19 protein-coding genes are annotated in these 26,283 nt (G+C 57.4%); 12 read left to right on the top strand and 7 right to left on the bottom strand.

The window, feature by feature from the left end; genetic code table 11:
- The first annotated feature begins 29 nt into the window (after window positions 1-29).
- From CRO08_RS09745 to CRO08_RS09725, 6 genes are read left to right on the top strand one after another with little or no spacing between them, the layout of a single operon-like run.
- Window positions 30-953 carry a hypothetical protein gene (locus CRO08_RS09745; protein WP_097036036.1) on the top strand — a complete coding sequence of 308 codons (924 nt, stop codon included), beginning with the start codon at window positions 30-32 and terminating at the stop codon, window positions 951-953.
- 36 nt (window positions 954-989) lie between these two features.
- Window positions 990-1,718, top strand: a complete 729-nt coding sequence (locus tag CRO08_RS09740; RefSeq protein ID WP_072807612.1) for a response regulator transcription factor — start codon at window positions 990-992, stop codon at window positions 1,716-1,718.
- A complete protein-coding gene (locus CRO08_RS09735) occupies window positions 1,700-3,577 on the top strand; it encodes a cell wall metabolism sensor histidine kinase WalK (protein WP_097036035.1) in 1,878 nt (625 codons plus the stop codon). Before CRO08_RS09740 ends, CRO08_RS09735 begins: the two co-directional genes overlap by 19 nt.
- A gap of 39 nt (window positions 3,578-3,616) precedes the next feature.
- Window positions 3,617-4,954 carry an ATP-dependent 6-phosphofructokinase gene (locus CRO08_RS09730; protein WP_097036034.1) on the top strand — a complete coding sequence of 446 codons (1,338 nt, stop codon included), beginning with the start codon at window positions 3,617-3,619 and terminating at the stop codon, window positions 4,952-4,954.
- Between the two features lie 34 nt (window positions 4,955-4,988).
- Window positions 4,989-5,132, top strand: coding sequence for a hypothetical protein (locus CRO08_RS17020; protein ID WP_175547237.1), 144 nt, complete (start codon window positions 4,989-4,991; stop codon window positions 5,130-5,132).
- Window positions 5,133-5,894: a lipopolysaccharide assembly protein LapB gene (locus CRO08_RS09725; protein ID WP_097036033.1), complete on the top strand. Its 762-nt coding sequence runs from the start codon at window positions 5,133-5,135 to the stop codon at window positions 5,892-5,894. It abuts the gene before it with no gap.
- Window positions 5,895-6,036: 142 nt separating this feature from the next.
- Here the strand turns inward: CRO08_RS09725 and pta are convergent, their stop codons facing one another.
- Window positions 6,037-7,425: a phosphate acetyltransferase gene (pta, locus tag CRO08_RS09720; protein WP_097036032.1), complete on the bottom strand. Its 1,389-nt coding sequence runs from the start codon at window positions 7,423-7,425 to the stop codon at window positions 6,037-6,039.
- Between the two features lie 256 nt (window positions 7,426-7,681).
- Here pta and CRO08_RS17365 point away from each other — a divergent pair, with 256 nt between their 5' ends.
- From CRO08_RS17365 to CRO08_RS09710, 3 genes are all read left to right on the top strand, one after another.
- Window positions 7,682-8,185, top strand: coding sequence for a hypothetical protein (locus tag CRO08_RS17365; protein WP_255252312.1), 504 nt, complete (start codon window positions 7,682-7,684; stop codon window positions 8,183-8,185).
- Between the two features lie 14 nt (window positions 8,186-8,199).
- Window positions 8,200-11,382, top strand: coding sequence for a fibro-slime domain-containing protein (locus CRO08_RS09715; RefSeq protein WP_255252311.1), 3,183 nt, complete (start codon window positions 8,200-8,202; stop codon window positions 11,380-11,382).
- 194 nt (window positions 11,383-11,576) lie between these two features.
- The gene (locus CRO08_RS09710; RefSeq protein ID WP_141398314.1) at window positions 11,577-15,356 is read left to right on the top strand and encodes a fibro-slime domain-containing protein; all 3,780 of its coding nucleotides are present in this window, start codon (window positions 11,577-11,579) and stop codon (window positions 15,354-15,356) included.
- A 102-nt stretch (window positions 15,357-15,458) separates the two neighbouring features.
- Here CRO08_RS09710 and CRO08_RS17360 read toward each other — a convergent pair whose 3' ends face one another.
- The 4 genes from CRO08_RS17360 to CRO08_RS09690 form a co-directional block, all read right to left on the bottom strand.
- On the bottom strand, window positions 15,459-18,536 hold the full coding sequence (locus tag CRO08_RS17360; RefSeq protein WP_255252310.1) for an Rne/Rng family ribonuclease: 3,078 nt from the start codon (window positions 18,534-18,536) through the stop codon (window positions 15,459-15,461).
- 263 nt (window positions 18,537-18,799) lie between these two features.
- Complete coding sequence (locus tag CRO08_RS09700; RefSeq protein WP_097036030.1) at window positions 18,800-19,792, bottom strand: haloacid dehalogenase-like hydrolase; 993 nt, start codon at window positions 19,790-19,792, stop codon at window positions 18,800-18,802.
- Between the two features lie 13 nt (window positions 19,793-19,805).
- Window positions 19,806-20,636: a M23 family metallopeptidase gene (locus CRO08_RS09695; protein ID WP_097036029.1), complete on the bottom strand. Its 831-nt coding sequence runs from the start codon at window positions 20,634-20,636 to the stop codon at window positions 19,806-19,808.
- A gap of 3 nt (window positions 20,637-20,639) precedes the next feature.
- Window positions 20,640-20,906, bottom strand: a complete 267-nt coding sequence (locus tag CRO08_RS09690) for a hypothetical protein (protein ID WP_073116393.1) — start codon at window positions 20,904-20,906, stop codon at window positions 20,640-20,642.
- A gap of 222 nt (window positions 20,907-21,128) precedes the next feature.
- Here CRO08_RS09690 and dnaN point away from each other — a divergent pair, with 222 nt between their 5' ends.
- From dnaN to CRO08_RS09675, 3 genes are all read left to right on the top strand, one after another.
- Entirely contained in the window at window positions 21,129-22,250 is a 1,122-nt protein-coding gene (gene dnaN / locus CRO08_RS09685; protein ID WP_097036028.1) for a DNA polymerase III subunit beta, read from the top strand.
- Between the two features lie 152 nt (window positions 22,251-22,402).
- On the top strand, window positions 22,403-23,773 hold the full coding sequence (locus CRO08_RS09680) for an anaerobic C4-dicarboxylate transporter (RefSeq protein ID WP_097036027.1): 1,371 nt from the start codon (window positions 22,403-22,405) through the stop codon (window positions 23,771-23,773).
- A gap of 88 nt (window positions 23,774-23,861) precedes the next feature.
- Complete coding sequence (locus CRO08_RS09675; RefSeq protein ID WP_141398313.1) at window positions 23,862-24,659, top strand: hypothetical protein; 798 nt, start codon at window positions 23,862-23,864, stop codon at window positions 24,657-24,659.
- Here the strand turns inward: CRO08_RS09675 and CRO08_RS09670 are convergent, their stop codons facing one another.
- Both CRO08_RS09670 and CRO08_RS09665 read right to left on the bottom strand, forming a co-directional pair.
- A complete protein-coding gene (locus CRO08_RS09670; RefSeq protein ID WP_097036025.1) occupies window positions 24,660-25,259 on the bottom strand; it encodes a fibrobacter succinogenes major paralogous domain-containing protein in 600 nt (199 codons plus the stop codon).
- A gap of 1 nt (window position 25,260) precedes the next feature.
- Window positions 25,261-26,196, bottom strand: a complete 936-nt coding sequence (locus CRO08_RS09665) for a hypothetical protein (RefSeq protein ID WP_097036024.1) — start codon at window positions 26,194-26,196, stop codon at window positions 25,261-25,263.
- Window positions 26,197-26,283: the final 87 nt, after the last annotated feature.

Below are 26,283 nucleotides of genomic sequence, written 5' to 3'. Positions count from 1 at the left end.
CAAGTCTAGAAGTTTTCCTAGGAGCATTTATGAACGCTAAAATCCTACTCGCAGCAGGTGCCCTGCTCGCCTCGCAGTCGTTCGCCATCATCGGTATCGGCGCGCACTACACCCCCAATTTCGGCAGCAAGATGACCGGTTTTGCCGAAACCCCCGACAGGTTCGGCAACAGCGTCAGCGTCAACGTCACCGACGCGGGCAAAGTCAAGCTGTGGCACGGCGGATTCGACGAGATGATGCACGGTTTCGGTTTCAAGGTGTGGGTGGATGTCCTCCCCATCATCGACATCGAAGCGACCTTCAACATCCAGTTCGGCTCCTACGACGCATCGCTGTTCGTCATCAAGGACCCGACCGCAGTTCTCGCGGGTGCTGCGGCAGCCGACCTGAGCGCCTACCAGCAGATTGACCTCGAGGTGGAACTCGGCGGCACCCCGTTCGGCAAGGCGAACCCGAAGTTCGTGCAGATGAACGGCGACCTCTCCATTACCTACCCCATCACGTTCATTCCCATTATCCGCCCCTACATCGGCGGCGGCCTTACCTACTACATGAACACCTTCATCCTGAACCAGCCCTTCACCTCGAAGGTCGTGGGCGGTACCTACAACGTGGTGAAGGCCGAACTCGAGGCCGAAATGCAGAACGCGATTGACGGCGTGATGAGCAACCCGGCAGCGGCGCTCGACCCCAATTCCATTGCCCTGCCCGACCAGAACGCAATGGCACAGCGCCTTACCGACGCCCTCGTCGAAAACATCCAGGACGCCGCCCTCGAGGAAGGCCTCAAGACCAGCATCGGCGGCCACATTCTCGTTGGCCTGCGTGCAAAGCTTCCGATTATCCCGATTGCCGCATACGCGAACTTCAAGTACTACTTCGGCGGCGACTTCCCGGAAGAAATCGAACCGGGGCGCATGGCTGCTGAAATCGGCGTCGGTCTCGCAATTTAAACTAAATACCCCCATAGGAGTTTAAGGGAAACAAAAATGGCTAACAATACTAGCAACACTAGCATTCTTATTGTTGAAGACGAAATTGCAATTGCAGAAAGCCTCGTAGACCTCTGCGAGCTCAACGGCTACCACGTAAAGCATGTCGCCGATGGCGAAAGCGGCCTTACCGAGGCCCTCACCGGACAGTACGGCCTGGTGCTCCTCGACGTGATGCTCCCGGGCATGAACGGCTTCGAGGTCTGCGACAAGATTCGCGAAAAGGACAGAAGCCTCCCCATTATCATTCTCTCTGCAAAGAACACCGACGAAGACATCATCAACGGCCTCAAGTTCGGTGCCGACGACTACATCCCGAAGCCGTTCTCCACCCCGATGCTGCTCGCACGCATCGAGGCCGTACTCCGCCGCAGCCGCCAGTCCATGGAAAACGAAGGCAAGCTCGTGGCAGGCAACCTCCGCGTGAACTTCCGCGAATACGCAGGCACGCGCGGCAAGGAAGAACTCGCATTCACCCGCAAGGAAATCGAAATCCTCGAATACCTGTGGAACAACCGTGACCATGCGGTCCCGCGCTCCGAACTGCTCCGTGAAGTCTGGGGCTACGAGAACGCCGAATCCGTGGATACCCGCACCGTCGACATCCACATCACCAAGCTCCGCAAGAAAATCGAGGACGATCCTTCCCATCCGAAGCTCTTGGTCACGTTCCGTGGCGAAGGCTACCAGATGCGTTCTACACCTGAATGCTCAAAAACCGCTTAATAAAGAAACGTCTCGTTCTCATCTATTCAGCCATCTTCGCCGTGATTGCACTCCCGGTGGCGGGGCTGCTTTACGATTCGTACCTGCACATGCAGGACGAGTCGAAGGCGGAATGGGCCATGCACGCAACGCAGGTCCTGAAGATGGCGAACAACCGCATCAAGGACGACCTCGCGATAGAGAACAAGCGCTCCTTCATGGAGTACAGGTTCATCAAGGTCGCGAAGACCATTTCTGCAGGCGAGCAGCCCACCTACTCGGACCTCGCGCTCAATTTCCCGGTAACATCATGCAATAGCGATTCCAGCAAGCTGGACTACTGCAGCCAGTACGCCGGGCTCGTGGGCCATTTCCAGATAGACCCCGACGGCGTGTTCAGTACCCCCTACCTGCCGGCGGGCGCGCTCGGGCAGGTGCAGCTCGAGAACAAGGAAATCCGCGAGTCGTTCCAGAACAGGCTCAAGTTCATCGTGCGCGACATGGGCATCAAGAACAAGGGGACGGCCGCCACGCAGGATACCTCCAAGATTGCAGGCGAAAGTTCCAACGCGCTTGACCAGCTCGCCAACGAGGTGGACCTTTCCAAGAGTAAGAACCGCAAGAAGCGCATGCGCGTGGAGCGCACCTCCGAGCAGGAACAGTTCGCGTTCAACGTGGAATCGGCCAAGATGGACACCTCGGGCCTGTACAGGATATTCCCGTACGTGGGCACGATGGACATCGCCATCGAATCGTTCCAGGCGGAACTGAACCGCCAGTACATCGTGTTCTACAGGAACGTGCTGCGCGGCGAGGAGAATTTTGTGCAGGGGTTCGTGGTAGACCTTCGCGAATACCTGAGGAGCATCGTGGATCTCGAGGTGGGTGACTACGCGAACGAAGACAACCACCTCGCCCTGAAGTTTACGTACAAGGGAGACCTCGTATCGTTCGGTATCGACACCCGCTTCGCCGTGAAGGTGTTCGAGGAAAACCTCGCCGAACCGCTGAACGCCATCACCATGAGCGTCTACGTCGACAAGTCGGTGCAGGAGGCAGGCGGCAACGGCCAGATTATCAGCAACGGGCAGCTGCTGATCTTGATAGGCGGAATCATGTTCCTGCTTCTGGGGGGCGGCCTCATCTCTATCTACCGGCTTACGCAAAGCCAGCTCAACCTGGCCCAGAAGCGACAGGACTTTATATCGGCGGTGAGCCACGAACTCAAGACACCGCTCACCACCATCAAGATGCGCGCCGAGATATTACAGACAAGTTATCAGAAGATGGACGACGCCAAGCGTAAGCGCAGCTTTGACCAGATTGCAAGCGAGAGCGACCGCCTCACGAGGCTTATCCAGAACGTGCTCGACCTCTCGAAAATCGACGGCAACCGCTGGGTGGCAAACATCAGGAAGGACTGGCCGAAGGCCGTGCTCGACGACTTCGTGACCATGTACACCAAGAACATCGAGGACCACGGTTTTTCGCTCACCGTGTCGTGCGACTCGGATATTGACCGCGTGCAGTTGATGATGGACCGCGACGCCGTGATGCAGATTCTCACGAACCTCGTGGACAACTCGCTCAAGTTCTCGAAGAACGCCGACTACAAGATGATTATCATCGAGATGAAGACGGAAGGCGACCACGTGTACCTCGCCGTGCGCGACTACGGCCCGGGCATTCCGCCCTCCGAGATGAAGAAGGTGTTCCAGGAATTCTACCGCGTAGAAAACGAGATGACCCGCACCACGAAGGGCACCGGCATCGGGCTCTCGATGGTGAAGAAGCTCTGCGCGCTCTCGAACATGAAAATCGAGATAGAGAACGCGAATCCCGGTTTGCGCACGAAAATCCATTTCCCGCCGATGGTCTAGCGGGCGCGGGCTCCGGATTTTTAGTATTTTAGGGGCATTATGACCCAGGAAGATATTCTCGCCAATCCGAAAGATTTTGACCTTTCTATTGAAACCGTCGGCAAGGGCACGCTGAAATCCCCCATGAAGGGAATCAAGTTCGTCTCGGAAGACGACCGCATTAGCCTCACCACCGACATCAAGCGCATACACGAATTCATAGACAAGGGTATCGAGGTCCCGTCGCTCGAGGCGGCCGGCCCGCGCGAAACCATTTTCCACGACCCCGCCTGGACACGCGCCGGCGTGGTGACCTGCGGCGGGCTCTGCCCCGGCCTCAACAACGTGATCAAGGGCCTCGTACAGGTGCTCTGGTTCGATTACGGCGTCCGCAATATTTTTGGCATCCCCTACGGCTACCGCGGACTCAACCCCGCATACGGCTACTCGCCCATCACGCTCAACCCCGACGTGGTCGATTCCATCCAGGAAGACGGCGGCACGATTCTCGGGAGTTCGCGCGGCATGCAGGACCCGATGGTGATGGTGGATACCCTGATGCGCCTCAACATCAACGTGCTGTTCTGCATCGGCGGCGACGGCACCCTCCGCGGCGCACACGCGATTGCCGAAGAAGTCAAGAAGCGCAGGCAGCCCATCTCGATTATCGGCATCCCGAAGACTATCGACAACGACCTGAACCTCATCGACCGCACGTTCGGTTTCGAGACCGCGGTCCTCAGCGCGACCGACGTGATTACGAGCGCGCACAACGAGGCGAACGGCGCATTCAACGGGCTCGGGTTAGTGAAGCTCATGGGCCGCGACTCGGGCTTCATTGCCGCATACGCAGCGCTCGCGACTACGGTCGTGAACTTCTGCCTCGTGCCCGAGGTCCCCTTCACGCTGGAAGGCCTGTTCAAGGCTCTCGAGAGCCGCTACAGCAGTGGCAAGACACACGCGGTTATCGCCGTCGCCGAAGGCGCCGGGCAGGAACTGTTCAAGGACCAGGAAGAACGCCGCGACGCGAGCGGGAACATCCTGAAGAACGACATCGGCGAATTCCTGACGCGCAAGATCAAGGAACACTTCGACAAGGTCGGCAAGGAAGTGAACATCAAGTACTTCGACCCGAGCTACATGGTGCGGAGCATCCCCGCGAAGGGAACCGACGCCATCTTCTGCTTCCAGCTGGCAGAAAGCGCGGTTCACGCCGGCATGGCAGGCAAGACCGACATGGTAGTGGGCAGCATGAACGAGCAGTTCAGCCACGTACCCATAGAGTACGCCGTGAACGAAAGGAAGAAGATTGACCCGAACGGCACGCTGTGGCACGCCGTGCTCGGGGCCACCCGCCAGCAGGATTACTTTGCAGGCAAGGGCAAAGGCAACAAATAAAGTAACATTTAAAATTTTGTATTATTACCGCACTATGCTCAAGAAAGAAGACAAGATTCTGATTCGCACCGCCATGATGGAATACCGTAACCTGCTGTTCAAGACATTCCACGGCACCGACGAAGAAAAGAACAGGATTGCGCACGTCAACAAGTTTCTGAGGAACTGGCAGACCTAAATGCGTATTGCATCCAAAATAGCACTTGCCGTACTGCTCTGTACGTTCACGGTTTTCGCAAACGACGACCTGCGCTTTGCGGATTCGTGCTATGCGGCACGCGCCGAGCAGGCAAAGGGCGACAAGGCGGATGCACACAATGCGAAACTCATGATTGATGCCTACAGGAAGGCGATGGACGACGCATCTGTTGCCGAGGCGGCGACCGAGGGCTACATAAAGAGCCTGTACTTTTCTTTCCGTTTTGTACCCTTCGACAAAAAGAAGCGCTCGCAGAAACTCGACTCCCTGAAAAACATCAGCGAGGCGGCCTATGCGAAGTTCCCGAAGAACAAGGACATCGCGCATATCTACGCGACCGCGGTATCGATGTGGGGTGCCGACAAGAACCCCCTGCAGGCGGTAAAGGACGGGATTGCGACAATCGTGCGCGACGTGGCCACGAAGACCGAGGACTGGCAAGTGCTCGGTCGCGCCCACCAGCTTTTGCCCTACGTGCCCCTGATTCTCACGTGGCCCGACAAGGACCTCGCCGACAAGTACCTGAACATGGCCCTGCAGCAGGACCCGAAGGACCTGTACAACTACTTCTTCCTTGCCGAACTGCGGTTCGAGCAGAAGCGATACGCCGACGCGCTCGACCTGATAGAGCGCGGACTTTCCCGCGGAATACGTACAAGCTACTTTATGGAAGACAAGCGCGGGCGCTGGCAGTTGAAAGAACTGAAGAAGAAAATCAACGCGAAGTTAGACAAGAAATAATATGAAACGTCATGCCGCAGGCAAGCTTTGCTTGACAAGGGCATCCAAAAAAAAATCGGCTGCGAAATAGCAGGCGATTTTTTTGGATATATGCCAATAGACACACTTGCCTTGCTACGCAAGGCTTCGGTGTGACGAGACCTTAACCTGCCTGGACGGCGGTGAGTGCAATCGTGTACACGATGTCTTCGACGAGGGCGCCACGGCTGAGGTCGTTCACCGGCTTCGCGAGACCCTGGAGCATGGGGCCGATGGCGATGGTGCCCTGCGCGCTACGCTGCACGGCCTTGTAGCCAATGTTACCCGCAGAGAGGCTCGGGAACACGAACACGGTCGCCTTGCCGGCGACGGTGCTGCCCGGGGCCTTGAGGGAGCCAACGCTCGGCACGGTCGCGGCATCGTACTGCAGCGGGCCATCCACGAGCATCTCGGGACGGGCTTCCTTCACAATCTTGGTCGCTTCGCGCACGAGGTCTGCATCGGGGCCCTTGCCGCTGTTCATGGTGCTGTAGCTGAGCATCGCGACACGGCTGGGAAGGCCAAAGGCCTTAGCGGTGTCGTCGCACTGCATGGCAATCCCTGCAAGTTCCTCGGCGGTCGGGTTCAGGTTGATGGCGCAGTCGCCGTAGATGTAAGTCTTGCCAGGCATGCACATGAAGAACACGGAGCTCACGGACTTCACGCCCGGGGCGCACTTGATCACCTGCAGGGCAGGGCGCAGTGTATCTGCGGTAGAGTGGATGGCACCGGAAACGAGGCCGTCGACTTCGCCCATCTTGAGCATCATGGTGCCGAGCATTACGTTATCCGCAAGAGCCGCACGGGCCTGGTCTTCGGTCATGCCCTTCGACTTGCGGAGTTCCACGAGCGTCGGAACGTACTTTTCGGCGAGTTCAGCACTGGGTTCGATAATTTCGATGTCAGCCGGGAGCTGCACGCCCTGTTCCTTCGCGACCTTCAGGATTTCTTCCTTCTTGCCCACGAGCACGGGAACCGCGATACCACGGTCGATTACGAGCTTCGCTGCCTGCACGGTACGCGGTTCGCAACCTTCGGGGAGCACAATGCGCTTCTTCGCCTTGGATGCCTTGAGGAGCAGGCCCGCACGGAACATCGCCTGGCTCGTCTTGCGTTCGGCAGGTTCTGCGGCGAGGTCCTTCGCGAGGCACTTGGGGCAATGCAGCAGGCGGCACGAGCAGAACAGGTCGGCATCTTCGCTATCGGAATAGATCTTCGCATCGAGCGCGGTCGCGAGGGTGTCGTTGAACTTCTGGGCAACGGCTTCACTCATACCCGTAGCACCTTCCACCACGACGGCATCCACGGAATCGAAATCCTGCTTGAGGAAGTCAGCGGCAATCTTTTCCATGAGCACGGCGGAGTTGTGCGCCTTGAGTTCGGCAGCAGCCTCGGCACCGTTCACGCACGGCTTGTAGCATACAGACTTGAGGCCGGCAGCGGCAACGCCGTCGACGACTTCCTTGACCTTCGCTTCCATGTTGGCAGAAGCAACCAGATATACACGGTTCATAAATTATCTCCAAAAAAACTGTTTGTTGAACGTATAAAAAGTAGGTTTTAACCGCGGGAAAAACCGGAGCCAGACCCAAAAACGGCACCCTTTGCCTTGCGGTAAACTTTTATTTACACAACAAGTATGATTTATGCACGTTTTTTGCACGCTTATTTTAAATTGAAACCCTGCCTCCTGTTGCATTTTTACCCAAAATAAGCGATATTTATAGTATCGCCCCACTGATTGGGATGTTTATTAAGGAGCGTTTATTGTGTGGTATAAGGCTATCACCCGTGTCATGTTGTTGACACTCATCGCCTCGATGTGCGCTATGTCACAGCCCGGGAACGGGAACGGCAGAGACAACAACAGGGAAACACCTACAGAACAGGAACCTGCCGGCGGAGAAGCTGCAGGCGGTTCTAACGTCGTTATCCGGTTCATGCCGAACTGGACGAACACCAACGCCATCTTGAACTACAAGGGCACCGAAACCACCATGACCGCGGTCAAGAACTACTGCGGCTGGTTCGAAGCCAGGGTCAAGAACGCACCCGCCACCGGCTTCGAGGTCATGTTCAAGCAGACCATCGGCAACACCTACGTGACCGCGGAAGGCCCCGAGCACGTAGCACGCGGGCTCAACCCCGTAGGCGAACCCATCAACCTCGACAGCATCGCGGCACTCAACGACACGCTGTGGATTATCGGCAACCCCTCCGGCCCCCGGACCAGTTTTCCGCATACCCGAACCGCCTGGGCGACTGCCCGGTAAAGACACTCTCGGTAATGATGTTCGACTGGTACGACGGTTCCGAAAGGGGCGGACGCAACGGCTACGAGGCGCGCGGGGTCCCAAGGCGCGGCGAAGGCACCAACGAGGACTTCGGCGCAGACGGCTGCACGCTCACCAAGGGGATGGTCGAACCCGTACTCGGCAGCAACGGCGTACCCGTGCGCGTACAGGAACTCCCCTCCAGCTGCACGAACGCGACACATCTCGACTACTGGTTCTTGCCCGATGTCATCAACACCGACGCGAGCGGCAAGAAGTACACGAACGCCACCTGCCGCGACCTGGAACTCGAACTGACCGACGACGGATTCTGGCTCGGCCAGCGTGACGACGGCAGCCCCGAAGGCGGGCTGTTCTTCCTCGACGACTTCCGCTGGCTCGACGAGGAAGGCACTGTCGAGAACGTGAACTACGACTCCCTAAGCGGCAACAAGGGCTACCACAACTTCGGCTTCACCATGAAGATCCAGGCGAAGTTCGAATACGTGCCCGGACAGTACTTCGAGTTCAACGGCGACGACGACGTGTGGGTGTTCATCAACAACCGCCTGGTGGTCGATATCGGCGGGCAGCACACGAAGGCATCGGGCGCGGTGGACCTCGACACGCTCGGGCTTACCGAGGGCGAAACCTACCCGTTCCATATCTTCTACGCCGAACGCAAGCAGACGCAGTCGAACTTCATGATGCGCACCTCCATAGACCTGCGCACCGAGGCGAGCATATTCCTCACCGACCTGCGCTCCACGCCCGCCATCAAGAACTACGACGTGTGGCAGATTGTGAAGAAGGACGCCCTCAGCTGTGACTTCTCCGCGAACGAACTTGCAGACGTCGACACGGTAGAAGGCCCGTCCAACTACAGGCTCACCGGCGGCAACCTCGGCGAAGCGGGCGTAATGCTCGATACCGCAGGAACATGGTTCGAAGGCATCACCATCGAGGACAACTGGTACCAGTTCAGCATCGACTCCGCACGCATCGTAGAGAACAACGGGCTTGCCCCGGGCCACTACTACCTCGAGGTCTCGCTCAAGAACAACCCCGAACAGAAGACCGGCGTGTGGATTACCATCCCGCCGTACAAGGTGCCCACGCTGGTGTTCGCTACCGAGCAGTGGAAGTCGCTCACGTCGCAGGTCTCGGGCGACACGCTCCAGATTGGCCAGTGGGCGTACGAGATGTACAAGGTGCAGGTGATGTTCGAGGAAGACTGGGCGCAGGTATCCATCTACAACCAGAACATAAACCTCTCCTCTAGCGACCCGAACATGAAGACGGTCGACGAGACCGGCAAGGCAATCAGCAAGGTGGTGCTCGACTCCACGGGCCGCGCCACGTTCTACGTTATCGCGAACGCGCCCGTTACGGGAGCGATGCTGCAGGCGAAGGGCGCCGCATCTTCCGCTGCCGTCTGGACCGACCTCGTGTTCCAGGAACCGCCCATCCCGAGAATCTCCAGCGCGGAATTCTACGACCGTAACGGCGACGGGCGCGGCGACAGCCTGCACATAAAGTTCAACAAGGAACTGGGCGGCAAGAACACCCTCGATTCCCTGAAGTTCGCGTTCGGCGAAGGTTTCCCGGTACAGACAAAGGAAAACTGGAAGGTTTCCGGCAACAACACCGAACTTACGATTGTCTCGAGCGGCACCTGCGAGCCCTACAAGCTCTGCGGTTTCAGCAGCCTGATATTCACCGGCGGCAAGGAAGACCTGTACACGGGCAGCATCGACACCTGGTTCACCTACACCGAGAACAACAAGGGGTACCACTTCCACATTGCGGCGGACTCGCTTACGGATAAAGTAAACCCGATTGTTACCCAGGCGGTAAAGAGCATCACCAAGAGCGGGCACGAGCTCACCCTCACCTTCAGCGAGGCGATTACCGAAGACACGAAGCAGTACTTCAAGGACATGTTCCGCTATTCGTGCGTGCGCGGCGGCGAGAAGGTCGACCCCGAAAAGCCCGTAGGCGCAGACAACGGTTCTTCGAACAGTTCCATGACCCTGCTGTTCACCATGAGCACCTACGATGCGGTAATCCCCTCCGTGGGCGACTCCGTAGGCTTTGTACCGCAGGGAGGTTCCACCACGAGCCTCGCCGAGGACATGAGCGGCAACAAGCCCCACAGGTACACGCCGATGGTGCGCATCTCGGGCCAGCAGGACATGCAGATTACCGGCACCGACGTGCTGCCGCTCGACCCGAATAACGAGATTGTGCAGGACGAAGAGAACACCACGCAGCCGAAGCTCATCACCAACAAGGATGCCGACGCGAAGCACGTGTCCGATTCCCTCGGCGTGCAGGGCCACCTGATAGGCTTCGACGTCGCCGAGCTCATCTCGACGCAGACCGCCGAAGACATCGCGAGCCTCGATGCGCTCATCTCCACGCTCCTGAACGGCGGCGAAGACGACACCACGTACACCGTGCTCGAGATTACCGAGGAGGAATCCATCGCGCAGCTCATCGAGGCCATCAAGGCGAGCGCCATCAGCGGGTTCACCGACGAGGCCATCACCGGGTTCATGGACTCGAGCATCACCGCGAACAACTACAAGAAGAAACTGAGTGACGAAGACCTCGAACTGTTCGAGGAATACGTGCAGCGCGGTATCGAGGCGAGCCGCGATACCATCGTGAACATCAAGACCGCCGCCGACATGGACGTGGGCGCGCTCTTCCAGGATATCATCGACGGGAACATCTCCGCGAAGGAACTCAAGAAGAACGGCGTGAGCGAAGAGGTCATCGAGGCAATCAAGAACGGCACGATTACCGCAAGCAACATCGACCAGTTCCGCGACGGCACGCTCTCTCTCGCGAAACCCGACGATGTGAAGCTCAAGTACGAGACGCACTACTACACGCACCTCGGCATCTACGTAGGCGGTTCTTCCGGAACCATTCTCTGCTCCGACAAGGAAGTCTACGGCGACGCGGGCTGCCTTGCCAACCCGGGCAACCTGTTCCTCGCGTGGAACATGCGCGCCGACGACGGGCGCCTCGTGGGTACGGGCGCCTACATCGCCCGCCTGCACGTGAAGGTGATGGTGGGCCACAGGACAGTATCGAACATCACGCGCGACCTGATGTGGGGTGTGCGCCGCGGAAGTACGAACGGTATCAACCTCGGCGACATCCTGAACGAGAAAAAGAAAAAGTAGGGCATCAAAGGGTTTTTCGGAACCTTTATACCCTATTGTAAAATTCCTTTAACATTCAATACGCGAAAAACGCCCCTTTTCGCGTATGTTCTTGTGTTGTAAATAATTATATAGTTGCTTTTTTGCTTACAATAAGGCATATTTATATAGAAGAGTTATCGCGTTTTATACAGGGATGTTAAAGGAGCGAGATTGTGTGTAAGTCAATTACTCATGTACTGCTGTTGACCCTAGTCTTGGCAGTGTGCGCTGCATCACAGAGTGCGCCCGGCGGCGAACCCGACCAGCCGGTCGCCACCACAAGTTCAACTAAAATCATCCGGTTCATGCCGAACTGGACGAATACCAATGCCGTGTTCATCTACAACGGCACCGAAACCATCATGTCGGCGGTGAAGAACTACTGCGGCTGGTTCGAGACGAAGGTCAAGAACGTACCCGCGACAAACTTCACCGTAAGGTTCAAGCAGACCATCGGCAACACCTACGTGGGCGCCGAGGGCAACGAGGAAGTCGCCGCGGGCGGCATCCCCGTAGGCGGCGAAATCGTGCTCGACAGCATCGCCGCCCTGAGCGATACGCTCTGGATTCAGAGCTTCAAGAACGACGCACCCGAAATGTTTGCGCAGTACCCGGGCGTGCTCGGGCAGTGCCCGGTCCGCACCATCCAGGTGATGATGTTCGACTGGCTGCACGGCGATGGCTGTGACGGCATCGAATGCTCCGCTTCCTCGAACAAGCCCTACGCAAACGGCGCCAAGGACCAGTACTTCGGCAACACCCTCTACCTGATCAGCAACGACTTCGGTAGCGGCGGCTGCAGCGGATCTTACAACAACTACAAGAACAACGCGAAGGACAGCAAGGGCACCAGCTATATGTCTGGCATGGTGAGCGAGACGCTCGGCCCGAACGGAGTCCCCGTACGCTCGCCGACCTTCCCGGAAGACTGCCTGCTTAGCGACCACCTCGACTACTGGTTCCTGCCCATCGTAATCGGCCAGGATGCAAGCGGCAAGCAATATACCAACTCCGCATGCCGCGACGTCGACCTTGAACTTGACAAGGAAGGTTACTGGTACGGCCAGAAGAACGGCAGCAGCCCGGAAGGTGGCTTCTTCCTGCTCGATGACCTCGAATACCTCGACGACGCCAAGACCGTAAAGAACATCTTCTTTGACCAGCTGAACAGCAAGTCAGGGAACAAGAAGCACAACTTCGGCTTCACGATGAAGTTCCAGGCCAAGTTCGAATACGTGCGCGGCCAGAAGTTCGAATTCAAGGGCGATGACGACGTGTGGGTGTTCATCAACAACCGCCTGGTGGTGGACCTCGGCGGGCAGCACAGCGAAGTCGTCGGTTCCGTGGACCTCGATACGCTCGGCCTTGTCGAAGGCAAGGAATACCCCTTCCACATCTTCTACGTGGAACGCCACACCAGTTCCTCCAACTTCATGATGCGCACGTCCATGGACCTGCACACCGATGCAAGCATATTCCTCACAAACGACTCGCTCAACGCGGCCGCGATGGGCAAGGCATGGAACCCCAAGAACTACGACATCTGGCAGATTACCAAGGGCGACGCGCTCAGCTGCGACTTTGACGCGAACGAAGGCGGCCAGGTCGATACCACCGAAGGTCCCTCGAACTTCCGCCTCACCGGCGGCAACCTCGGCGAAGCGGGCGTATTGCTTGACTCCGTAGGCATGTGGTTCGAAGGCATCAACATCGACGAGAGCTGGGCGAAGTTCAGCATCGACTCCGCAAGGATTGTCGAGAACAACGGGCTTGCTCCGGGCCACTACTACCTGGAAATCACCCTGAAGACCGACCCGACGCAGAAGACCGGCGTGTGGATTACCATCCCGCCGTACAAGATCCCGACGCTCGTCTACGCGACAGAAGAATGGAAGCCGCTCGGCGCACAGGTCTCGGGCGACACGCTCCAGATTGGCAAGTGGGCGTACGAGATGTACAAGGTACAGGTGATGTTCCTCGAGGACTGGGCGACGGTCACGCTCTATAACCAGAACGTGAACCTCAATTCCTCTGACCTGAACCTGAAGACCGTCGACGAGACTGGCAAGCCCATAAACAAGGTGGTGCTCGACTCCACGGGCAAGGCGACCTTCTACGTTATCGCGAACGCTCCCGTATCGGGCGCGACGCTACAGGCGAAGGGAGCCGCGGCCTCTGCCGCAGTATGGACGAACCTCGTGTTCCAGGAACCGCCCATCCCGAGAATCTCCAGCGCCGAAATCTACGACCGTAACGGCGACGGACGCGGCGACAGCCTGCACATCACGTTCAACAAGGAACTGGGCGGCAAGAACCACCTAGACTCCCTGAAGTTCGCGTTCGGCGAAGGATTCCCGGTGCAGACGGAAGCGAACTTCCACATCCACGGGAACAAGACTGAACTCGCGATTGCAACCGAAGGCGCCTGCGAGCCCTACAAGCCGTGCGGTTTCAGCAGCCTGATATTCACCGGCGGCAAGGAAGACGTTTACACGGGCAGCATCGACACCTGGTTTACCTACACCGAGAACAACAAGGGCTACCACTTCCACATTGCGGCCGACCCGCTTACGGACAAGGTAAACCCGATCGTGACGCAGGCGGTAAAGAGCATCACCAAGCAAGGGCACGAACTGGAACTCACCTTCAGCGAGGCGATTACCAGCCAATCGATGGAACACTTCAAGGACATGTTCCGGTACCACTGCGTACGCGCCGGTGCCGTCGTCGATCCGGAAAAGCCCATAGGCGCAAGCAACTCTTCTTCGCAGAGCAAGATGGTTCTGCTGTTCAGCGTAAGCACCTACGACGCTGTGATACCCTCCGTGGGCGACTCCATAGGCTTTGTACCGCAGGGAGGCTCCACGGTAAACCTCGGCGAAGACATGAGCAGCAACAAGCCGCACAAGTACACGCCGATGGTACGCATCACGGGCCAGCAGGACATGCAGATTACCGGCGCCGACGTGCTGCCGCTCTCGCCCGACAACCCGATTGTGCAGGACCCGACAACGACGCAGCCCATCCTCATCACCAACAAGGATGCCGACGCGAAGCAGGTCTCTGACGAGAAGGGAGTGCAGGGTCACCTGATTGGCTTCGACGTGGCTGAACTCATCCAGACGCAGACCGCCGAAGACATCGCGAGCCTCGACGCGCTTATATCCACGCTGCTCAACAGCGGCGAAGACGACACCACGTACACCGTGCTCGAGATTACCGAAGAGGAATCCGTGGCCCAGCTTATCGCAGGCATCACGGCAAGCGCGGTAGGCGGGTTCAGCGAAGAGGCCGTCAACGGGTTTACCGAAGGCACGATTACCGCCGACAACTACAAGAGCAAACTGAGTGACGAAGACCTCGACCTGTTCGAGGAATACGTGCAGCGCGGTATCGAGGCGAGCCGTGATTCCATCATGAACATCAAGACCGCGGCCGACATGGACGTCGGGGCACTGTTCCAGGATATCGTCGACGGCAACATCTCCGAGAAGGAACTCAAGAAGGCCGGCGTGAGCGAAGAAGTGATTGACGCCATCAAGAACGGCACGATTACCGCAAGCAACATCGAGCAGTTCCGCGACGGCACGCTCTCGCTCGCAAAGCCCGACGACGTGAAGCTCAAGTACGAGACGCACTACTACACGCACCTGGGCAACTACGTGGGCGGCAGTTCGGGAACCATCCTCTGCTCCGACAAGGAAGTCTACGGTGACGCGGGCTGCCTTGCCAACCCGGGCAACCTGTTCCTCGCGTGGAACATGCGCGCCGACGACGGACGCCTCGTGGGTACGGGCGCCTATATCGCCCGCCTGCACGTGAAGGTGATGGTTGGCCGCAGGACCGCCTCGAACATCACGCGCGACCTGCTGTGGGGCGTGCGTCGCGGTGGCAAGAACGCCATCAACCTGGGCGACGTCCTGAACGGAAACGACCAGAAGAAAAAGAACTAGCTCTCTCTTTCTGCAACAAGAAACCCGCGGAAAAATCCGCGGGTTTCTTGTTATAAACGAACTTCGATAAACGAGCGTGCCCGGCAAGCCGGGCGCGTTACGCTATACCGTTCCGTAGAGTTCGGTGATGTCCTCGTTGCTGCGGTCGAGCATCCAGAACTGGTTCACGTGGGCGCAGGTATCCTCGACGAGGTTTATCTTGAGCCCGTGCTTCGCTTCCAGGTAACGGTAGAGGCGCAGGGAATCTGCACACAGCGCGTCGACCATCATGGTGCTTACCACCAGGTTGATTTCGCGGAGTTTGCCCTTGTTGCGGGCACGTGCCATCCAGCGGTCGATTTCGCCCATCGTAGATTCGAGCGTCGCGATGCGGCCACCGCCACGGCATACCGGGCAGATTTCCGTCTTCTCGGTCATGAGGTTCACGCGCACGCGCTTGCGGGTAACTTCCATGATGCCGAACTGGCTAATCTGCGCAGGGCTAATCGGCGCCTTGTCGCGGCGGATAGCCTTGCGGAATTCCTGGTACACGGCATCGCGGTCGGAATCCGCGCCCATCTCGATGAACTTGATGATGATGAGGCCGCCCACATCGCGCATGCGCAACTGCTTCGCGATTTCGCGGCAGGCGTCCAAGTTCGTCTCGAGGGCGAGCTTGTTCCTGTCCTTGCCGCGGGCACGCCCGAGGTTCACGTCGATGGAAACGAGCGCTTCCGTCTGCTCGATCACGAGGTTCGCCCCGTTGTAGAGCGGAATGCGACGCTGCAGGGAACGCGCGTAGTCGTTCTCTATCTTGAAGTGTTCGAAAAGGCTCTCGTTCTTGTCCCAGAGCTTCACCTTGTCGAGCTTGTCCGGAGAAAGCACCTTGAGGTAGTCGCGCAGCGCGAGGTATTCCTCGCGGTTGTCGATATACACGTAGTCGGTGTTCTCGCCGAAGTATTCGCGCACGGTCTGCTCGATGGAATCGGATTCCTCGTAGATGCAGGTTTCGGCGGGCTGGTTCGCGAAGTTGAACTTGGTCTGTTCCCACTTGCTCTCGAGCTCGCGCATCTGCTTCTGGATTTCGAATTCGGATTCGTTGAGGCCGTTGGTACGCACGATGTAGCCCACGTCGCGGGCCTTGAGGCGGCGCACCACCTTCTTGAACTCGCGGCGTTTGGCCGGGTCGCGTTCACGCTTCGAAACGCCGATGAAGTTGGTCCCCGGCATGCACACGAGGAAACGCCCCGCAAAGCTCAGGTGAGTCGTGAGGCGTGCGCCCTTCGTGCTGATGGGTTCCTTCACCACCTGCACCATGATTTCCTGGCCTTCCTTCAGAATCTCGTCGATGGAGATTTCCTTGGACGGGCCATCTTCGTCATCGTCGTCACCGTATTCGCGGCGCAGGAGTTCGCTACGGTCCATGGCATCGTCCTGGTGCAGGAACCCGGCCTTCTCCATGCCGATATCGATAAACGCGGCCTTGAGCGCGGGCAATACCTTCTGCACCACGCCCTTGTATATATTCCCGAGCACGCGGGTCGAGGAAACGCTTTCCACCACGAGTTCGGCAAGCTCGCCGTCTTCCATGATGGCAATACGCTTCTCGTAGGGAGTCTTGCTGATGAGGATTTCGCGCTTCACCTTGTTGCGACCGCGCACGTTGCCGCGCTTGGGGCGCGTAGGCTTCGCGGGCGCATCGGACTCCACGAAGTCGTAGAGCTCGGTGATGTCTTCCTTCTGGTCGTTGAACATCCAGAACTGGTTCACGTGGGCGCGGTCGTCCTCGATGAGTTCGACCTTCATGTCGTGCTTGTATTCCAGGTAGTGCAGCATGCGGGCGCGGTCACGCACCAGCACCTCCACCATCGGGGCGCTGAGCACGAGCGTCACCTGCTTGAGGCCGCCCTTCGAGTGGGCACGCGCCATCCAGCGGTCGATTGTCCCGAGGGCCGACTCGAGCGTGGCAATGCGGCCACCGCCACGGCACACCGGGCAGAACTTGCTCTTGTAAGAATCTTCGCGCACACGTTCACGGCGGATTTCCATGAGCCCGAACTGAGTAATCGGGGAAGGCTTCACGATTGCCTTGTCGCGACGGGCGGCCTTCACGAATTCCTGGTAGATAATCTCGCGGTCGTTGTCAGTCTCCATGTCGATGAAGTCCACAATGACAAAGCCGTCCACATCCCTGAGTCTAAGCTGCTTCGCGATCTCGCGGCAGGCGTCGATGTTTGTTTCGAGGATAATCTTGCCCTGGTCCTTGCCGTGCACCTTGGGTCCCGTGTTCACGTCGATGGACATGAGCGCCTCGGTCTGCTCGATCACGAGGTTTCCGCCACGCGGGAGCGGTACCTGGCGCTGCAGGGAACGGGCGTAATCGTTCTCAATCTTGAAATATTCAAAGAGGCTCTCGCTAGAGCTCCAGAGTTTCACCTTGTCGAGCATCTCGGGAGCGGCGCTGCGCAGGTAGTCACGCAGCGAGAAGTACTCGTCGCGGTTGTCCACGTACACGTAGTCGGTGTTGCCGTTGAAGTATTCGCCGATAGCGCGGCCCGCGGAATTGGACTGCTCGTACACGCAGGTACCGACGGTGGCACCCGCATAGTTTTCCTTGGTGCGGTTCCAGAGGGCCTCGAGTTCCTGCATCTGCTGCTGGAGGGCTTCCTCCGTCGCTTCCATGCCCGAGGTACGCACGATGTAACCCACGTCGCCGGCCTTGAGGCGGTTGATCATCCCCTTCACCTCGCGGCGACGGGCAATGTCACGTTCACGCTTCGACACGCCAATGAAGTTCGTGCCCGGCATGCAGACCAACAGGCTACCCGCGAACGTCACGCGCATGGTGAGCCCCACGCCCTTGCCGCCCGCGGCTTCCTTCGAGACCTGCACCATAATCTCGTCACCCTCGTGGAGCACATCGGTTATGGCGGACTGCCCGTAGGCATCCGAATCGTCGTCATCGAACCTGCGTTCGAGCGCGGCCTTCGCGTCAAAGACATCCTCTTGCCGCAAGACACCGTCCTGGCCGAGCCCTACATCTACATAGGCAAGCCCGGCCGCAGGAACGACCTTCTGTACGACACCCTTATAAATATTACCCTGGACCTGATTCGAAGAGCTCCCCTCGACCACGAGTTCCGCCAGTTCGCCATCTTCCATGATGGCATAGCGCGTCTCGTAAGGGGTCTTACTAATCAAAATTCCACGTTTGCACTTATACGTCATTAACAATCCTAAAAGTATGGTAAAACTTTATAGAAAAACGCCCAAAACGGCAATCCGGGTCCGGAACGCCGTAAAAGGTAACATAAATATAATAAAAGATATTTAAATGATATTTAAGTCAAGTGAGCACGTGAGCCAGAGCGACCGATATCAATCGGTCGCGTAGGCGAAAGTGAGCGCTGACCGGAGGGGCCTTATATGAATTCGGCGCGAACGGATCTCGTAAAAACGCCGGCTCACGTCAAGTGAGCGGGCGGCGCGCCGGCGCTGTTGCGGATGGCGGCCTGCTTCCTTTCCACAATCTGGTCGGCGATGGCACGGGCCTTCTCGGTCAGCCACAGCCACGACTGGCTACCCGTCACGTAGTCCGCCTCGCCGAACATCTGCACGCGTTGGGCATGCCGGAGAGCCTCCACCTGGCGGAAGGCCTTCACGTCGCCCTTCGGGTACACCGCAAAGGTAGAACCGCCGTTGTAGTTCAATATGCTGAACGCGGGCACGTCACTCGGGCCGTCCGCAATGTAGACCATGTTCTCGAAGGGCACGCGCCTGCTCTCGCGGGCAATCGTGGAATTCACGTCGATGGAATCGGGATACTTGTTGCTCCCCTTGTTTATCTCGAAAAGGTAGCGGGTCTTGCTCGTGTTGTCGAGCGCGCTGGCGACCTGCGAAATCTCGCGGTCCGGAACCAGGCCGAGTTCCGCGGCAGACGCACCCGATTTCAGGTCCCCCGCTGCATCCAGAAAACCGGGCTGCAACGGGTTCTCGATAAACTCGCAACCAAAAATGCCCTCCACGTAGGGCGCGATGGAACTCCCGCGAATCGTCTCCGCAAACCCGGTACTAACAACGTAATGTTCCAGCCGGATATCGAACGCCTTGTACTTCGGGTCTTCCTCGACAAGTTTCTTGATTTCGCCAAAGAACTGCGGGAGGCCCGGGTAAAACACGAGTTCCTTGCCGAACTCGCGCAACAGCTTGTTCGAAAGCCCCTTGAAGAGCCCCGCCTTCACGTAGGTAAGGATATGGTTCAGGTAGCTTGTATCGGAATTCACCGAAATGCCCTGCGCGCCGTAACGTTCCTTGAGCGCATTCACCTCGGCCCAGAACGTTTTACCGTCCACGCCGAAGTGGCGAAACAGAGGTTCCTGCATGTACGAACTGATGAGGGTCTTGTCGCAGTCCCACACCATCGCGATGATATTCTGTTCAAACGGCGCCTGTTTCATGGCGGCACCTCCGCTATTTAGTAATAAAGTAGTCTTCCGGATTTACGGGCACGCCATCCACGCGAATCTCATAATGCAGGCCCACGCCGGATTCTCGCCCGCTCTCGTTGACGGTCGCAATCGGGTCGCCACGGCGCACCACGTCGCCCTCGTGTACCAGGGCATGCCCCAGGTGCGCGTAGAACGTGCGGACTCTCGGCAGGTGGCTAATCTTCATCGAAAGCCCGAACCCGCGATGCGAACGCACCTCCATCACCACGCCCGCGCCTGTCGCGTACACCGTGTCACCCACGTCGGCCACGTAGTCGATTCCGCGGTGCGGCAGTTCAATCTCGGTAAACGGGTCGCGGATCATCTCGAACCGGTTCCTTATCGCATGCCCGTTCTTGAGCGGGTGAATCACGGGGAAGCGCGCCGCCAGCGCCGAATCGGCCTCGATGCCCTTCAATAGCCTCTTGAAACTGCCCTCGATCTCGCGCAGGCTCTTCCTGGAAGAGAACGGCACCGATTCCTCGCCAAGGGCATCGTCCAGCGTAAACCCGAGCCCGCTCAGTTTCATGGTGCTGTCGCGCAGGAGTTTCGTTTCCTCCGCCTTGAGGATAGATTCGTCCACCGTCTCGCGGATACCCTTGATTTCTTCCTTGATGGCCTTGTTCTGGCGGTAAACCGAAACGATATCGTCTGTTGTTAAGTTGTCTATAATCTGCGTCGGGGAGAACAGGATAAACCCGACTGCCGCGAGCAGTATGGCCACCGGCACAAGGAGTATGCGCCAGAACGACAACCGGAAGTTCTTGCTGCCGGACGTCCGTTCCGTAAACACATGGACTTCGAGCTTGCGCACGGGCTAGCGGCCCCCTCCGGCAATCTTTGCCTCGAGGTCTTCGATACGGCGCTTGGTCTCCTCAATATCGCCGATGAGTTCCACCACCGACGGGTCGTCCTTGATGGTAGAAAGAAGGTCGCCCTGGACCGCCTTGTAGAGCTTTTGACCGAGGGACTGGAACTTGGTTTTGAGCCTACCTTCTTCCGTTGCCAGTTCAACCCTGCTCAGTGCGGTGCCGGCAACCCCCAGCGCCTTGCTTTTTATCTTGTTTAGAGCCGTTCCGTTCATAAATCTTACCTCGCTCGGCCTTAAAAAATAGTAGTTTTTCATTGTAAAAAACAATGGAGACATAACATGAGCCGAAGCGAACGCAGACGCGCTAAGCAAAACGTCAAAAATTTTACGCCAAACAAAAAGAACGCCCTGAATAAAGGGGTTATCGTAATTATCGGAATTATTGCGGTCGTATTCTTCGTGGGTACGATGCTTATTCAGAGAGGTGCCTAAACAATGAAGTTCGTGATCGAAAAGAACGCTTTCCTGGATGTACTGCAGGCAGCCATCAACGCAGTCCCCAACAAGTCCACCATCCAGATTCTCAACAACTTCGCTCTGCGCCTGGAAGGCAACTTCCTCGAAGTGAGCGCGACCGACCTGAACCTCGGTATCAGGGTCAAGGTCGAAGTCCAGGGTGAACGCGACGGTTCCGTGGTCATCAACGCGCGCAAGCTGCTTGACCTCGTGAAGAGCCTCGTCGACCCGAGCATCACGAATGTCACCTTCGACGTGCAGGATTACCTCGCCACCATCCAGTGGAGCGCGAAGGGCAAGGCCTCCATCAGCGGTATCGACGCAAGCGACTTCCCGCCGTTCCCCGAAGTCTCCGAAGGCGAATCCCTCAACTTTGCCGCAAGCGAACTCGCTTTCCTCGCCGAAAAGACGACCTTCGCCTGCTCGACCGACACTATCCGCCTCAACCTGAACGGCGTCTATCTTGAAGCCAAGGACGGCGTGATTTCCATGATTGCGACCGACGGTCACCGTCTGGGCCGTGCCTCCATCGAACAGGAAGGCGCGAACCTCACGAACGGCGCCATCATCCCGAAGAAGGCCCTCCAGCTTATCCTCCACATGGTGAAGCCCGATGCCACAGTCGAGGTCCGTACGTCTGCAACGCACATCCTCTTCAACACCGGTTCCACCCAGGTTATCTCGAAGCTCTTCGAAGGACCGTACCCCAACTACCGTGCGGTGATTCCGCAGAACTTCGAACGCACCGTGCAGATGAACACGGTTGAATTCCAGAACAAGATGCGCAGCGTGATTGCCATGGCGAACGTGCGTACCCACAAGGTGCGCCTGCAGATCGACGACAACAACATGGAACTCAGCGCAAGCGACCCGGATGTCGGTGGCGATTCCCGCGAAGCACTCGCAGTGACGCACAACGGCGAAGGCAACTTCAGCATCGGGTTCGATGGCCGCTACCTCTCCGAAATCTTCAGCATGTGCAAGAGCGAAGAGACCATCATGAAGATGAACAACCCCATCGGCGCCTGCATCATTGAACCGGTAGGCGACAATCTCGGGTTCAGCTTCCTCCTGATGCCGACGCACCTGAACGACGACTAATAATCGCGCTTTGAGCTACGCGTTACAAACAAATTAAAAGACTCCGCCCGGCGGGGTCTTTTTTTCACCGGCGGCAACACTGCCGGCGTAATTTTACGGAGAATTATCAAAAAGCCAAACCCTTTTCCGGGAAAAAAGATTATTTTAAAACCATGACATTGATGATTATCCAGCTCTTGATTGTGCTCCTCGCCCTCTACGTGGGTTCCCGTTACGGGAGCCTTGCTCTCGGCGCTATTTCGGGCATCGGCCTTGCCATCCTCGTACTCGGCTTCGGCCTACAGCCGGGCAAGCCGCCTACCGACGTTATCTACATCATTATCGCGGCGGTGACCTGCGCGGGCATATTGCAGGCATCGGGCGGCATGGATTGGCTAATCCAGATTGCGGAGAGGCTCCTGCGCAAGCACCCGAACCACATCACGATTCTCGCCCCGCTCTGCACGTTCTTCCTCACGGTTCTCGTGGGTACCGGCCACGTGGTTTACACCCTCATGCCGATTATCTGCGACATCTCGCTCAAGAAGGGAATCCGCCCGGAACGCCCCTGCGGCGTGGCCTCGATTGCATCGCAGGTCGGCATTACCTGCTCGCCGATTGCAGCAGCGGTCGCATCGTTCGTGATTATCTCGAACGCGAACGGGTTCAACATCAACAACCTGCAGGTCATCGCGATTACGATTCCCGCGTGCCTTTGCGGCCTCATGGCCGCGGCAGCCGTCTCATACAAGCGCGGGCTCGACCTCGACAAGGACCCGGCATTCCAGGCGCGCCTCAAGGACCCGCAGATGAAGGAATACATGTACGGGAATACCGCTTCCGTGCTCGACAAGGAAGTCTCCAAGGAAGCGAAGCGCGCCGTGTTCATTTTCCTCGGTGCTCTCGCCGTCATCGTATTCTTCTCCATTATGCAGATTGCGGGCCACGACATTCGCCCCAAGTTCCCTACAGGTAAAGTAATTGACGGCGTGGCGCAAATGAAGCCGCTCGCCATGAACATCATCATCCAAATTGTGATGATAACGGCCGCGGCGTTCATGATTATCTGCTGCAAGGCGAGTCCCAAGAAGGCCGTGGCGGGCGCCGTGTGGCAGAGCGGCATGGTCGCCGTCGTCGCCATTTACGGAATCGCCTGGCTCGCCGATACCTACTTCGCGAACTACATGGACGTGATGCAGGGCGGCCTCAAGGACATCGTGCAGCATTACCCGTGGGCCATCGCGTTCGCGTTCTTCGCGGTGAGCGTGCTCATCAACTCGCAGGGCGCGGTGGTGGTCGCCATGCTCCCGCTCGCCTATAGCCTCGGCATCGAAGGCCCTGTGCTCCTGGGCGTGTTACCGAGCGTGTACGGGTATTTCTTTATCCCGAACTACCCCTCGGACATTGCGACCGTGAACTTCGACCGCTCGGGCACAACCGTCATCGGCAAGTACCTGCTGAACCATAGCTTTATGCGGCCTGGCCTCGTGAGCGTCATCGTCTCGACCATCGTGGGTACACTGCTCGTGAAGCTGTTCTACTAGAGCCCGCTTTATCCGTGCAATTTGCCGCCTATCGTAAAGATTAGCCTGCATTATTGACCGTGCAGGGGCAATTTCTTACCTTATGCGCATGAAATTCGCACGAACAACAGCACTAGTCATTTACGCATTGACAGCCCTGCTTACCACGGGTTGCGTTACCACGCAGCTCCACAAGTTCCGTATGACCGTATCCGAGGCGCCGGAAGTCCATGGTGCAAACACGAACCAGAAGCAGAACTCCAGCGTCTGGCGTTTCACCGGGAAGGTCAATTACAACTATGAAGAAAAAGTGAACATCTCCGAAGACATACACTGGAATAAAAGCCTAGAAGAACTCTTCGATGGAGACGATCTCGAATCCAGCGACGCAGCCTACAAGATGGGAGGTCTCGATTTCGCCGGAAAATTCGAATTCCTATACAAGGCTAATTATTCTGTGTTCGGTCTAGGCGCGGGCTACAAAGACGGGTTCATCAACCACATCTTGCTCGGGTGCAACTTTTCGCACATCGAGTTCGGGGCATTCCTCGGTATTTACAACCAATTTAGCGACCTGCAATATTCCGGCGAAGTTGTCTCTGACGACGACAACTACAAAACGATCCGTGAAAATGATTCACAAATCTACACCAGTTTCTTTGCAGGCGCATATGCCGGCTTCTACATCGACAAGTTCTTTGTCAACTACAGCGTGAGCTTCTATACGCCCAATCCCGAAATCAACGGCAAGGCCCTGAGCGTCCCCACTATCACAAGCCACTACTTCACCGTAGGCTACAGGCTCACCGACCTGATAGAAATCTCCGCAGGGGGAATATTCACCGACATAGATACCGACGGGGGAGCCACCGGCGGCTATACCGGCGGCGTAAGCTTCTATCTATAATTATAAAGATGGTGCGGCCTTGACGCAGCGTACCGAGCGATAGTCGCCCTTGGGGAAGGCATTCATGCTTGCCGCCTTGCTGCTGAAATCAAGGAAGAGGTAATATGCGAGATCGTCGGGCGTAACTGTCGCGCTCCAGAAGTAGGCGTAGCCGCCGATGCCGTCGTATTTTTCACCGCGATAGCCCGCGGGGAGCGCGTTAAAGCCAAGCGCGTCGGTACCGTTCCCCTTCTTGAACCACCCGCTGGTGGACTTGAGTTTTTCTCCCGCGACTGCCATGCCGCTCGCAAAATCCGCGCCGCCCGCCTCCGTAATAAGCAATGCAAAGTCCGCGCTGTCCGGGAGCTGCCAGCCTTCGGGGCAAGCCACTCGCGCATCGTCCCAAGTGTATAGCCGCCCATACTTATCGCAGTTGCGGGTATCGCCCTCGGGGCACACGCTCCCCTCGGTCACGAAATTCAGGTTCTCCGCAAACCAGGTCCGTTCCCCGATTTTCACAATGTCATAACTCCGGCCGTCGCGCGGGTCGGTAAACGACTCGGAGCAGGCAATAAACAGCGCCGACACGAGAATGCAAAGCAGGAATAAAAAGCGACGCATGCTACTCCTTCACGAATTCATCCAGTTGCCAGATATTCCTGATCATACCGGCATCCTCGCCACACAGCATCATGCTGCCCTTTATCAGTTTCGAAAAATCGAATGGTGTTCTCTGCTCGCCGGGCTTCAACTGAATCGGCTTATCAAGTCCTTCAACACGTTCATACCTGCCGGGCTCCGGAGAGTAAAGCACCTCACATTCTACGGGCTCGGGCAGTTTTACGTTCGAACGCACCAGGTTGCTATCCGGCACAAACTCGATCGTAAAGTAGTCGTCACGGGTCCACTTTGCCATTTCCTTAAAAAGTGCGTACATCCTCGGAGAATCAAAGAAGTAGCCGCCCATGACACTCTCGCTCCTGCATCTTCCATCCTTCTTATAGAACAGGTGTTCTATATTCGAATCCACCAGAACGTAATCGGGTTTTTCCACCTTCGTCGTCTCGGGCATGAACGATTCCATCTTGTCAATCATTTTCAGGAACATCGCCGTATCCGCAACGGAATCCACCACCATCTTTTGCCACCGCATGGCATGATTGTAGGGGTCTGCACCCATTTTCATGTAATCCTTCCAGTAGCCTATCGTGCGCTGCACAAACCACGTCGAATCGCGCGCAATACGCTCTAGCCTTACGGAGAATTCCGTCTTGCCAAACCCGCTACCCTCCATGGAATACTCGATAAAGTCACCGCCCTTGCACATGGTCGTGACCGCTTCGCGGATAAACCTGTCCTTATCTGACGACTGGGGCCTTGAATAATTCGGGATGACGTGCAACAGGTTCTCGAAACTTGCAATAACCAACACGGAATCTGGCGGGCCCTTCGGGGGCGGCTGCGTAGTTTCTCCTTTCTTGACCGTAGCGGGCTCGCTGCCGGCACAGCACAGCAGGAGCATCGCAAAGAAGGGTACGAGAAGAAGGCGCAACTTCATGCCCTGAAAATACTTCTTTTTGCAAATCGCGTCAATGTGGATGGAGCCTGTTTCCTGCGCGAACCAGAAAATGCGTTTTTGAGGCTT

Source organism: Fibrobacter sp. UWT3 (genome assembly GCF_900230125.1).
GTDB lineage: Bacteria > Fibrobacterota > Fibrobacteria > Fibrobacterales > Fibrobacteraceae > Fibrobacter.
The sequence above is the reverse complement of the archived record's forward strand: the minus strand, read 5'-3'. Positions and strand labels throughout refer to the sequence as shown.